Below are 12750 nucleotides of genomic sequence, written 5' to 3' on the forward strand. Positions count from 1 at the left end.
TTGAAACTTTTACTTATTTGTTACTTAAGCGTTAAGTTTGAATTGTGTCTTCGTGATGTCTGTATGCAAATACATTCTTAGTTGTTATATTTTGACTTAAGCACTGATTCATTCATGTAACTTCAACCACATTATATTTGCTATAATCATAAATTTAAAATGTTACGACTTAGACATTTTATGGAAACTCTCAAACAATAGATAATTTTTGAAAAGCTCTAATATTACAAGCTTTTTTGCCCCAGAAAAACTAGCAGTTGCTTTATTTTTTCCATAAGAAGTCGATTAACTCATTAGCAACATTTTCATTCTCATGAAGCTGACTATGTTGTGCAGGCTCACCTTCATATTTAGATTCTCGATAACTTTTCGGACTATTTCCCAGTAAATATTTTAATGATTTCGAAGAACTATTAGACACTCTGCCGTCTGAATGTGTACCATCTTTCAAATCCCCATAAATATTTAGCACTTCGATACCTTTACCTTTATAAATATCTTTTAGCACGCGTAATTGCTGATAAGGTTGATTCATTCGACTTGGTTTACCATCTTTATCAACTGTAATTTCATTGACATCTTCATTCATATTTAAAACACCATTAAATGTCCCTGCAATATTCACTTGTTTGTTTAACTGTGGCAGTGACTTGTCGTTACCATATGTCATCATATATTGTGCAAATGTTAAGTTCCCCATTGAGTGACCGACAAAGTTGAATTTATCGAAATTGTATTCAGATTGTAACTTAGTCAGTACATTTTTAAACCACGCAGCATTCTTATCCAAATAGCCTTGTCTGTTATTTTCAAGTTCAATTTTCACAATAGGATTCACTGCATCTTTTCTTAGTTTCCCTTTAAATGTCACTGCACCATCCTTTGAAACGTAAGCAGTGATGATATCTTTAGTTACCCCTCTTTTTTCTGCTTGCTTCACCATAAACTTTTCAGAATTGGCACTACCACCAAATCCATGTAAGAACAATGTTGGAATTGGCTTTTTAACAAATTGCTGTTGTTGTATTTTAAATGTTTGTGCCTGTCGTTGACTAAACACCACCATAATAATAGAGCCTATAATAATAGCGACCGCTAACAATGTCGTAATAATTACAAAAATTTTCTTCACACTTTTAACTCCCATTCATGTCTTTTATATAAGTATAAAGGATGTGATTAAAAATGTCCTTTAGTTGATTTTGAATACATCATTAACTTTTAAGATGACTTTGGAAAGTTGTCCGTTAACGTTTGTTAATTGATTGCTTCTTTAGCTTTCAATGGTGTGTCACCCATTGATTAATATATAAATATGTATATGCATGTTTAATTTATCTCTTTCTATAAATAAAGACCTACCAGCACTCGACTGATAGGCCTTTTAATATCTATAATTATTTAATTTCTTTTGTTTCGGCTAACTCTTTGTACCAATAAGCACTTTTCTTAGGATAACGTTCTTGAGTCTCAAAATCGACATAGAATAAACCATATCGTTTTTCATAACCATTTGACCAAGAGAACACATCCATTAATGACCAAATAAAGTAACCTTTAACATTTGCACCATCTATAATAGCATCTGCAATAACGTTCAAATGTTGTCTTACATAATCAATACGTGCATCATCATGAACTGTTTTTTCAGATTCAATAAATTCATCTTTATATCCTAAACCATTTTCAGTGATATAAATCTTATGATAGTTAGGATAATCTTTAACAACACGCATGATTTGATCATATAAACCTTGAGGATAGATCATCCAGTCCCAGTCTGTGCGAGGTACGTCGACATCAAATTCACGTTGTCCGACACCTTTAAGTTGGTATTTAGAACCGCCTTTATCACCTGTCGCATTATGCGTGATTTCAGATTCTCCATCGTAACCTCTCATCCAATCACTCATGTAGTAATTGATACCTAAGAAGTCGTTTAAATCTTTGGCTGCATCTAAAATGGCATAATCTTCATCTGTAATGTTTAATTTACCGCCATTAACAGATAAGATATGTTGCACACCTTCCATCGTTTCACGAGAATACTTACCTAAATATGTTGCATCTAAGATGAATTTATTATGGATGATATCTTCTAATTCTGCTGCACGAACATCTTCAGGATTTGATGGATCGAACGGATATTTTGTTGGCAATGCGTGTACAACACCAATTTCTCCTTTGTATCCGCCATCTTTAAATAATTTTACTGCTCTAGCATGAGCCACCATCATGTTATGATGTGATTGGAATACTTTTTCAAAATCATATTTAATACCTGGAGGGAATTTACCTACTAAATATTGACCATCACCAATAGGTCCAATTTCATTGAATGTAGTCCAATATTTTACTTCTGGGAATTCTTTAAAACAATATTCAGCATAATCTACAAAGTAGTCAATCGTTTTACGATTTAGAAAATCGCCATCTTTGTGTAACACTTCTGGTGTATCAAAATGATGCAATGTTACAAATGGTTCAACATGACGTTTATGACACTCTGCAAATAACTTATGGTAATACTCAACACCTTTAGGGTTAACTTCGCCATATCCATTTGGGAAGATACGAGACCATGCAATTGAAATTCGGATACCATTAACACCGAATTTTTCACTTAATTCTAAATCCACTGGATATCTGTTATAAAAATCACTCGCTGGTTCTGCAGTGTACCAATAGTTTTCTTCTAAATACGTATCCCATGCTACGCGACCTTTACCATCCGTATTTGTCGCACCTTCTGCTTGATATGCTGCTGTTGCTCCACCAAAAATAAAATCTTCAGGTAATGTTTTAGTCATATGAAAAACTCCTATTCTTAATTTTCAAATTGTTGTTGAACGAAATCAAGGGCTGCTTGGCCATCTCGTGTCAATTTGATATATTCAGCACCTTGAGTCTTCGCTAATTTAATACCTAATCTATCTGTATCTTGCTTAATATCTTCATAGTTAGACGCAACTTGTGGCGCTAAAATGATTAATTGGTACTCTTTCATAATGTCCATATGTGCGCCATATCCGCCAGCTGCCGCTTTCACTGGCACATGATATTCTTCAGCTGCTTTATTAAGTGCATTGGCTAATAATCCACTTGTACCACCACCGGCACAAAGTACTAAGACATTTGTTTGTTCTGTGATATTTGAAGCTTTAGCTGCATCGTCTGATACACCACTTGCCGCTAAAATTGAATCAGCTTTTTTCGTATCAAAGTTTGCTGCAACTTTTTCTTTTAAATCTGAATTACTTTCTTTACGTCCTTCTTCTTCATCAAGAATTTCACTATCATAAACTTTTAGGAATGGGTAGTAAATAATAATATCTACAACAATCAAAGTAATAGCTAGTACGAATGACCATAAACCAAAACCTGTACCCATGATAATGCCCAATGGACCTGGTGTTGTCCAAGGTAAATTCACACTAAAACTATTCATTCCTAACACTTCAACGAAAAGTTTGAAAATCCATACGTTAACAATTGGTGCTAATACAAATGGAATAAAGAACACAGGATTCAATACTAGTGGTGCACCAAATAAAATTGGTTCGTTTACACCAAAGAATGTTGGTACAACTGATGCACGTCCAATCGCTTTGTTTCGTTTAGATTTCGTCATCCACATAAACATGAACGGGACGACCAATGTTGCACCCGTACCTCCAAATGTAACGATAAACATTTGTGTACCTGATGTAATAATTTTATCTGCGTGTTCTCCAGCTTGAAGCAACTTGAAGTTCGCTTCGATATTCGCATATGTAATGGCTGCAATTGCTGGCTCTACAATTGACGGACCATGAATACCTACAAACCAGAATAATGCAAAGGCACCAAAGATAATTGTGACACCAATCCATCCATCTGCTGCTGTAAATAATGGTTCGAATAATTTTAAAATACCTTCCGCTACATTTGATTTAAAGCTGTTGCGAATGACTAAATCTAATGCATAAAGAATGATGATTACCGCTGAAAATGGAATTAAGTCCTTAAATACTTGTGAAATATTCGGCGGTACTTCTTTCGGCATTTTAATTGTAATATTGCGCTTCACACAGAAGTTATAAACAATAACAGTTACAAATGCTGATAAGAATGCTGTTAATAAACCTTTAGTTCCCATAAATGCACTTAAGAATCCACCATCTTTGGCTGGATCAGAAGCTAAGAACAAGAATCCACACATCGCTGCTAGCATTGTAGAAATAAAGTTAATTTGATTTGTACTTTCTAGCTTACGGTTAAATGAATCTGTTAAAGATTTCGCTGTCGTTCCTGCTACTAAAAATGCTACAAGCCCCATCGTATAGTTATATGGTTTCATTAAAATGGCTTCCATGCCTTTATCCCATTTAAAACCAAATATATTTGGCACATATGCAATTAATAGAAAGATACTTGAGAATAAGATGACAGGCATTGCAGAAATAAATCCATCACGGATGGCTCTTAAATATATGTTACGTGATAATTTCTCGAAAAATGGCTTCCCTTTTTCAATTTGTGCGATCAATTTTTGCATCATTGTCATCACCCTCTTTTATAAAATTCTAATAAATGCTTCATTAAATCTTTCAGTAAAATTGTTGTCATTAAATGATCTTGACCATGCATCATCGTTACACTGTATGCAATATCATCACCTTGCGCTTCTTTAGCCAACAGGCTTGTTTGTGCTCTATGCGCTTCCGCAATGCAATTGTTTCCTTCTTCAATCAGTGCATCTGCTTTTGCAAAATCTCCAGCTTGAGCTGCTGTTAATGCTTCTAAAAACTTAGAACGTGCATCCCCTGCAAATGCAACAATTTCAAAACCTAATAATTGGACTTCTTCTCTATTCATAGCATTAATCCCCTTTTAAACTTATTTTCTTTGTTTCCAAGATGTCGCAGTATCTTTTAATACTTTATTTAAGTCATCAATATTTTTGAAACCAGTTGTACGTAACCATTCACGAGCAGCATCTTCACCTTGTTCAATGTATACTTGAACAGCACCAGACCATGTAGCACGGCCACAAAGTACCCCGTTGAATTTAGCACCAGCTTCGTGAGCAAATTTTAAAGTTTCTTGGAATAATTCCGCAGAAACACCAGCACTTAAGTAAATGTATGGTAAATGAGTTGCTGCATCTTGATCTTTAAAGTGTTGTGCCGCTTCCTCTTTTGTATAAACCACTTCACCTTCAGCAAAGCCTTCTACATATTTCATGTTTACTGGTACTTCAACTTTCAATACATCAACGTTAAAGCGTGGTTCTGAGAATAATTTCATTGCTTCGTTAACCTTTCTAGGCTTAACTTTTGCGAATTCAACACTACCGTTATCAGGAATGTTGTCATCGTATGTTAATACTTCTAAAAAGAATGGAATATCTTCTGCAACACATTCTGAACCGATTCTTTCAATGTATGCTTTCTTTTGAATGTTAATTTCTTCAGCATCATCAACATCATAGTAAAGTAAGAATTTAACAGCATTTGCGCCTTGTTCTTTTAAACGTTTTGCAGACCACTCTACTAAACAGTCAGGTAAACGACCTTTAGCGTTTACGTCATATCCAGTTTTTTCATAAGCAAGTAATAATCCACAATCTTTGTTACGTGCATCTGAAGCTGGTAAACCATATTCAGGATCTAATAAAATTGAAGATGCATATTGTGTTAATTCTTCCGCAACTAATACTTTTAATTGTTCAATTTGAGCTACAGTTGGTTCTTCAGTTTGATGTTTTGCCATCATGCGTTTTAAAGCACCACGTTGGTCAAATGCTAATGCAGAAATGATACCTTCGTTGTTACTTAATTGTTCAATTGATGCGATTTTTTGATTCGATTTTGACATTTTTTACACCTCTAAAACTTCAATTTGATTGAATAAATCATCATAATTATTTAAATTGACATAACCTGTTTGTGCTTCTTGTGCATTCAGCATGCCTAAAGTATTGGCTTTTTTTAGTAAATCGTGGTCGTTTTCATGATTAAGAATTGCTGAAGTAATTCCAGCAACTGTAGAATCACCTGAACCAACCGGATTTAATACACTTATTGTCGGAATATTCACTCTATAGAATGTATGATTGTGCTTAGCGAATGCACCTTGTGCACCTAAAGACACAATAATCCACTCAATCCCTTCGAATAAGGGTTGTGACACTGCCTGTTTCAAACTTTCTAAACTTTCATCAAGTGGCTGGTTAAGCAATTGATATAGTTCAGAAATGTTTGGTTTAATGACTGTAGGTTTGTATGGATTTTCCAAAACTGTTTGCAAAGTTGCACCCGAGCAATCTAATATCACAGGCACACCTTTGTTTTGGCATCGTTCAATGATTTGTGCATAATAATCTTGATTTAATCCTTTAGGTAAGCTACCTGAAATAGCAACTGCTTCAACTTTTTCTAATAATTGTTCAAAATGTTTAATAAATCCTGCAGCCTCTTGATTATCAATCTCCGGTCCCTGCTCTAAAATTTCTGTTTGTTGCCCTTCATGTAAAATTGCAATGCAGTTTCGTGTTTCACCCTTAATGTTATAAAATGCATGCTTGATGTCGGCATGATCTAATTTTTTAGCAATAAATTGACCTAATTCACCGCCAATAAAACCACTCGCAAGGACTGGCTCACCTACTTGCGCAAGTACTCTTGTTACATTTAAACCTTTACCACCAGCTGTTTTACTTACTTCTTGAACACGATTAACATCATCTAATTTCAATGCTGTTAATGGGTATGAAATATCAACGGATGGATTTAATGTTAAAGTTAAAATCATATGTGTCGTCCCTTAATCGTGGTATTCGCCTCTGTCCCATTTTTCTAAGAATTCATCAAAGAAATGTGGATCAGCTTGATCTGCATTGCTTGTTTCTAAATGTTTAATTTTAGCGATTAATTTTTTGTTCTCTTCAGTTGGTTTATATTCAGCATTAATAAATGCATCGATAATATCGCACATTAATAACTCACCTATAATACGTCCACCGAAGCCAATAACGTTCGCATTTAATTCTTCTTTAGCGTATAACGCTGATGTCATATCACGTACTAGTGCTGAACGAACGCCAGGTACTTTATTTACAGCATTGTTAATACCAACACCTGTTCCACAAATACAAACACCTAAGTCTGCATTACCGCTAACAACTTGTTCGCCAACTTTTTTACCAAAAATTGGATAATGTGTTCTTGTGAAATCGTATGTTCCTACGTCAATGACTTCATGTCCTTTTGATTTTAAAAATTCAGATACACGCATTTTTGTATCTGTAACAATATGGTCGCATCCTAATGCAATCTTCATAGTAATTTTTCCTCCTTAGCACATTTTATTAAGCATATCTACGCGGATTTGGTGTCTACCACCATCGTATTTACCTTCAACAAAACCTTTAACGACATTTTTCGCTAATGTGTCTCCAACAATTTCAGATCCCATAGTGATCATTCTTGAATTGTTATGGCCTCTAGTCATATATCCAGAGCGTTCATCTGATACTTCAGCAGCAATCATGCCTTTGATTTTTGTAGCAACCATAAAGCTACCTGCACCAAATGCATCGATAACAATACCTAAGTTACCTTCTTGACTTTGAACATCTTTTGCTACAGCCAAAGTTGCATCAACAAAGTCAACTTCCTGTCCTTCTGTTACGTCAACAACATCATATTTATTGTCTAATAAGTATGATTTGATGACTTCTTTTAATCGTTTGCCAGCTTCATCTGAACCAATAATAATCGCCATAATAAGACTCCTTTTTACTTTAATTTTGAAATACCTTTCTTAAAATGTGACATATTTATTTGTAGGTTATGAAAATCTTGAGAAAAGGCTTTCAATTTGATTACGTTTAAATTATAAACATAAACAAACAATAAATCAACATAATATGTTTATAATATGTTTGTTTATGACGTATTTTCAAACAATAAGTGAACATTCATATTGTGGTGTTGTTTTAATTAGGTATTCGTCTGAAATTGTAGTAAAACTTTGTCGAGGTTCCCGTTGACATAAATTTGCATAAAAAATAGCCCATAAATGAATGCAAATTCACATTCACTTATGAGCATATAGATACATATTTTAACAATGCAGTTATACTTTTAATTTAGTCGACTACTTCAATATATGTTTTAATCGTTTCTACTTTTTCTTCATCTTCATAGTCCATGACCACTGCAGTCAATTCGTTTAACTGACAAAATGATGTAAAATCTTCTTTGCCAACTTTCGTATGATCGATTAACAAGTATTTTTCAATTGAATTACTTAGTGCCAGTTGTTGCGTATAGGCTTCATCTAATGTAGATGTCATCACAGCACCTTTATTTACTGCGTTACTACTAAAGAACATCTTGCTAAATCTTAGTTTTTCCAACATGGCGTTCGCCATTTCACCTACAAATGCTTCTGTAATATGGCGCATTTCACCACCAATTAAATAGACACGAAAATGTGCTGTTTGTTTTTCTAACAAAATTTTATACACCGGCAAACAATTCGTAATAATTGTGAGCGTATGATGATTGACTTCTTCTGCTAATAGTTCCACTGTTGTTCCTGGTCCGAAAAACAAAGTATCCCCATCTTCAATTAATGATGCAGCTTTTTTAGCTATAAATCGTTTTTCTGCAATTTGACGGGTATGTTTTTCTTTATGCGATATTTCTTTATACTGAAATGTTGAATTACTGCGTGCACCACCATGAATCTTCGTTAAAATCCCTTTATTTTCCAATTCAATTAAATCTCTTCGAACTGTCATATCAGACACATTTAAACCTTCGACGATTTCATTCGTTCTTATCGTGCCCTTTTTATTCACTAGTTTAGCAATTTCGTCCAAACGTTCATGTTTATTCAATGTAAAATTGCCTCCTTTATTTAGGCGATGGGTCATTATCCTTTATGTTTAGACATCAATTTTAATATACATGCTTATTCTATAATAAAAATTGCGTAAAAACTAATATAATTTAACTGTTCGATTATATGTATAATTCATTTTTAAAAAGAACTGTTTAAACTGCGCTTTTGATAATCGTAAAATGAATATACTATAATAAAAGTAAAAGACGTTATAAATCATTCATTATTTTGATGGGGTGTTTAACTTGAAACATGATTTAGAGACACTAAAACATATTATAGATAGTTCGAATCGTATTACATTTTTTACAGGTGCTGGTGTATCTGTCGCAAGTGGCGTTCCAGATTTCCGTTCAATGGGTGGCTTATTTGATGAAATTTCAAAAGATGGGCTTTCGCCAGAATACTTGTTAAGCCGTGATTATTTAGAAGATGATCCTGAAGGTTTTATCAATTTCTGCCATAAGCGCTTACTATTTGTCGATACGATGCCCAATATCGTTCATGATTGGATTGCAAAATTAGAACGTAATCAACAATCTTTAGGTGTCATCACGCAAAATATCGATGGTTTGCACTCAGACGCTGGAAGTCAACATGTTGATGAATTACATGGCACGTTAAATCGTTTTTATTGTAATGTATGTCATAAATCTTATACGAAGTCAGATGTTATTGATAGAACTTTGAAACATTGTGATAATTGTGGTGGTGCCATTCGACCGGACATCGTATTATACGGTGAAATGTTAGATCAACCTACCATCATAAGGGCATTAAATAAAATTGAACATGCTGACACCCTTGTTGTACTAGGTTCATCACTCGTTGTACAACCTGCCGCAGGATTAATATCACATTTTAAAGGCGACAATTTAATTATTATCAATAAAGATCGAACACCTTATGATAGCGACGCTACTTTGGTCATACATGACGACATGGTTTCCGTTGTAAAATCATTAATGACAGAGTAATCAGTATGTAAAAAGCATTTCCCGAATGGTAGGGAAATGCTTTTAATTTTGGAGTTGCGTTTTTGGAATTTGGAGTTTGGTTTTCGGAATTCGACATTTGGAATTCAGAATTATAATGAGTGGAAAATTTTAATTATTGCGTGTTTAATGACTTGGTTTTGTAGCGATTTTTATTTGATGAATTGTTTTTTTGTTTGATGTTGGGATGCTACTTTTAATGGTTTGTCATTTGTAAGATTAAAAATAAACATAAAATAAGTAGAAAAATAAAAGCTACGAATATTAAAAAATTAGATATCTTCATTATCAAATTCCGATATTAAATCATTATATTTTTCAGAATATCTTGCATAATCTTCATTATTATTAAAAGCTAGCCATAGACCTCTATCATCATATAAATGATATATTAAGTTTTTAGTATTGTTAATTATATATATTTCAGAATAATTATCATTCTGATTGATATTTGGAACTAACCCTTTAAAGTCTTGATTGGATATAGCTTTTAATAATTTTTTATATTTTATATCTTTTATGGAACACTTATATGAAAACTCCTCGCACAAAATATTATCATCCTTCTCCTTTTTATATTCTTTAAAGTAATACAATTCATCTATTGTTAACGATGTAAATTTTTTTATAACATTTGTTTTCTTATAAGGTTCACTATAAACATATACTACATGAACCAAATTTATAGAATCAGAAGGCGAAAACAAATCTTCAAAAATGTTTATTGCATTATCATATACAGCTAAAAAATAAGTATTATTGATAGTTTTACCGTCCTCCAAAAACTGGTATTTATCGCCACTTAAACTTAAATGAATTGCGTTTTTTACCTTTCTAAAATTCAACTTTTTTATATCCAAATTATTTATATCAAAGCACATAATTTACAACACCTTATTCCCTTAAGATTTTTCCTTCTTTAGTTAAAGAAGCTATTCTTTTTCCTTTGTTATTTATTAACTTCCAATAAGAACCACCATGTGATTGCCCTTTATTTTTGGAAATAGTCCATTTAGTTTTTGAATCTCTCCAGGTAGGATTTTTCCCTTAAACCTTTTGAGTAAATTCACCAATACTCATCCCCTTATCATTTAACAAACTTTTATTAATGTTTTTGGTTATATTATGAGTCTTTACTGCTTTTAGATTGTAAAAATTATCGTCATAAATAGTGGCATTTTCCGAGATTCAAATGGTACAAAGTACATTGTAATATGCATAATGATACCTGTAATTAATGTAATAATAGAAAAGTGTATATATCTCATATCGCCACCTGCTATACAACTTATTAAATAATTAATTCCAAGACATATTAATTATCTAATTATAACCTTAGTTACGTTATTACATAATATAAAAATATATAATAACTTATTTGCTTGCTCCTTTCACTTTTTAAGAGTAAAAAATAACCTGAAACATAGACTTTAACATCCAAGTTTCAGGTTAGTGTAATGTAAATGATTTACTTTGTTATATTATGATTAAACATCTAATTCTCTGCTTGTAAGTGCTTTAATCATCTCTGGATCAGCATGTGAGAAAAATTGGCTATTACTTTCTTCTAATGTCGCAATTTGTTGTTTATCTTCTTCTGTAAGTTCAAAATCAAATATATCTAAGTTTTGAGCCATACGTTCTGGATTTACTGATTTTGCGAGTACAACAATGTCACGTTCTACTAACCAGCGTAAAATAACTTGTGCAATTGATTTGTTGTATTTATCTGCAATGGCCTGCAACAATTGATTTTGGAATAATTGATTTTTACCTTCTGCAAATGGTGCCCAAGCTTCTACCACAACATTTTCTTGTTGAAGTGCTGCAACTTGTTCTTCTTGTTGATGGAATGGATTAATTTCTATTTGGTTCACTTGTGGTTGAATTTGATTGTGAATACCTAAATCTACAATTCGATCAACGCCGAAGTTAGATACACCGATTGCTTTAATTTTACCATTTTCTTTTAACTCTTCTAATGCACGCCATGAGCCATATACGTCATTGTAAGGTTGGTGAATAAGCACTAGATCAAGATAGTCCAAATTTAATCGTTGTAATGATCGTTCGATTGATTTGATAGTATCTTCATAGTTAACATTTTCAATCCATACTTTAGTCGTAATGAATAGTTCACTTCTATCAATACCTGAAGCTTCAATACCTTGACCTACTTCAGTTTCATTTAAATAACTTTGTGCTGTATCAATATGTCTATAACCCGCTTTAATTGCTTCTTTAACCGCTTCTGCTGTTTGTTCTTGAGGAATTTGAAATACTCCGAAACCTAATACTGGTATCTTTACATCTTTACTTATTTCAATATGATTCATAAAATGAACCTCCTTTATCTTGTATGTCCACTATAAACCATGGAGCGAACTCTATAGCAAGCCATAGGTTTACTTTCTCTCCCAAAGACGTTCAACATTGTCATCATAATTATCACTAGCATTGATTTTAGCAATATGATTATCATAATTATCAATTTTATATTGTAGTAAATCTCTCGCATCATGAATTGTCTTTAAGTTTTCATTTAATTCTTCGAGTTGCTTATTTAAAATTTGCTTTTGCTGTGCTTGAATATTTTCATTTTTAGGAAGCTGCGCTAACCTGCAAAATTCGATAAGCGATTCAATACTGACGCCTGCATTTCGCAAATTTTTCACTAAATAAATCCAATTTAAATCACTATCATTATATATTCTATATCCATTTTCATCTCGATTAACTGGTGGAATCACACCAACCTTTTCATAATATCTTAAAGTGTCTTGAGATATATTCATGAGCGCTACGACTTCTTTAGTTTTCATTGCGACTATCCTTTCAGTTATGTTTGGTCGTCTAAAGT

At 32.9% G+C, this 12750-nt stretch carries 15 protein-coding genes and 1 pseudogene; 2 read left to right on the forward strand and 14 right to left on the reverse strand.

Annotation, left to right across the window (positions count from 1 at the left end; translation table 11 throughout):
• Positions 1-262 precede the first annotated feature (262 nt).
• The 9 genes from JG553_RS08115 to JG553_RS08155 form a co-directional block, all read right to left on the reverse strand.
• A complete protein-coding gene (locus tag JG553_RS08115) occupies positions 263-1132 on the reverse strand; it encodes an alpha/beta hydrolase (protein WP_000719324.1) in 870 nt (289 codons plus the stop codon).
• Between the two features lie 265 nt (positions 1133-1397).
• On the reverse strand, positions 1398-2810 hold the full coding sequence (gene lacG, locus JG553_RS08120) for a 6-phospho-beta-galactosidase (protein ID WP_000169220.1): 1413 nt from the start codon (positions 2808-2810) through the stop codon (positions 1398-1400).
• A 17-nt stretch (positions 2811-2827) separates the two neighbouring features.
• Positions 2828-4540, reverse strand: a complete 1713-nt coding sequence (locus tag JG553_RS08125) for a lactose-specific PTS transporter subunit EIIC (RefSeq protein WP_000983330.1) — start codon at positions 4538-4540, stop codon at positions 2828-2830.
• 5 nt (positions 4541-4545) lie between these two features.
• Positions 4546-4857 carry a PTS lactose/cellobiose transporter subunit IIA gene (locus JG553_RS08130; RefSeq protein ID WP_001078309.1) on the reverse strand — a complete coding sequence of 104 codons (312 nt, stop codon included), beginning with the start codon at positions 4855-4857 and terminating at the stop codon, positions 4546-4548.
• Between the two features lie 21 nt (positions 4858-4878).
• Positions 4879-5859, reverse strand: coding sequence for a tagatose-bisphosphate aldolase (lacD, locus tag JG553_RS08135; RefSeq protein WP_000047009.1), 981 nt, complete (start codon positions 5857-5859; stop codon positions 4879-4881).
• 3 nt (positions 5860-5862) lie between these two features.
• Positions 5863-6795 carry a tagatose-6-phosphate kinase gene (lacC, locus tag JG553_RS08140; protein ID WP_000604135.1) on the reverse strand — a complete coding sequence of 311 codons (933 nt, stop codon included), beginning with the start codon at positions 6793-6795 and terminating at the stop codon, positions 5863-5865.
• Between the two features lie 12 nt (positions 6796-6807).
• Positions 6808-7323 (reverse strand): galactose-6-phosphate isomerase subunit LacB, encoded by a 516-nt coding sequence (gene lacB, locus JG553_RS08145; protein WP_000684746.1) that lies wholly within the window; start codon positions 7321-7323, stop codon positions 6808-6810.
• A gap of 15 nt (positions 7324-7338) precedes the next feature.
• Positions 7339-7767, reverse strand: coding sequence for a galactose-6-phosphate isomerase subunit LacA (lacA, locus tag JG553_RS08150; RefSeq protein WP_000974608.1), 429 nt, complete (start codon positions 7765-7767; stop codon positions 7339-7341).
• Between the two features lie 367 nt (positions 7768-8134).
• On the reverse strand, positions 8135-8890 hold the full coding sequence (locus JG553_RS08155; RefSeq protein ID WP_001032739.1) for a DeoR/GlpR family DNA-binding transcription regulator: 756 nt from the start codon (positions 8888-8890) through the stop codon (positions 8135-8137).
• Between the two features lie 241 nt (positions 8891-9131).
• Between JG553_RS08155 and JG553_RS08160 the strand changes: the two genes are divergently transcribed.
• Together JG553_RS08160 and JG553_RS08165 are read left to right on the forward strand one after the other, a co-directional pair.
• The gene (locus JG553_RS08160) at positions 9132-9872 is read left to right on the forward strand and encodes an NAD-dependent protein deacylase (RefSeq protein ID WP_001549592.1); all 741 of its coding nucleotides are present in this window, start codon (positions 9132-9134) and stop codon (positions 9870-9872) included.
• A 36-nt stretch (positions 9873-9908) separates the two neighbouring features.
• Positions 9909-10070 (forward strand): hypothetical protein, encoded by a 162-nt coding sequence (locus tag JG553_RS08165; protein ID WP_001791678.1) that lies wholly within the window; start codon positions 9909-9911, stop codon positions 10068-10070.
• A 92-nt stretch (positions 10071-10162) separates the two neighbouring features.
• On the opposite strand, the gene JG553_RS08170 is transcribed toward JG553_RS08165, so the two are convergent.
• The 5 genes and pseudogenes from JG553_RS08170 to JG553_RS08185 all read right to left on the reverse strand — a co-directional run bounded on the left by JG553_RS08170 (position 10163) and on the right by JG553_RS08185 (position 12712).
• Positions 10163-10771, reverse strand: coding sequence for a DUF3885 domain-containing protein (locus JG553_RS08170; RefSeq protein ID WP_000333465.1), 609 nt, complete (start codon positions 10769-10771; stop codon positions 10163-10165).
• A gap of 13 nt (positions 10772-10784) precedes the next feature.
• Positions 10785-11021, reverse strand: a pseudogene (locus JG553_RS13290) (SAR2788 family putative toxin); the annotation flags it as partial.
• Positions 11022-11032: 11 nt separating this feature from the next.
• Positions 11033-11158: a hypothetical protein gene (locus JG553_RS08175; RefSeq protein WP_001549596.1), complete on the reverse strand. Its 126-nt coding sequence runs from the start codon at positions 11156-11158 to the stop codon at positions 11033-11035.
• A gap of 219 nt (positions 11159-11377) precedes the next feature.
• On the reverse strand, positions 11378-12226 hold the full coding sequence (locus tag JG553_RS08180; RefSeq protein ID WP_001015500.1) for an aldo/keto reductase: 849 nt from the start codon (positions 12224-12226) through the stop codon (positions 11378-11380).
• Between the two features lie 69 nt (positions 12227-12295).
• Positions 12296-12712 (reverse strand): MerR family transcriptional regulator, encoded by a 417-nt coding sequence (locus JG553_RS08185; protein ID WP_000850011.1) that lies wholly within the window; start codon positions 12710-12712, stop codon positions 12296-12298.
• Between the last annotated feature and the right edge of the window lie 38 nt (positions 12713-12750).

This window comes from Staphylococcus sp. T93 (assembly GCF_016743875.1).
GTDB classification, from domain to species: Bacteria; Bacillota; Bacilli; order Staphylococcales; family Staphylococcaceae; genus Staphylococcus; species Staphylococcus aureus.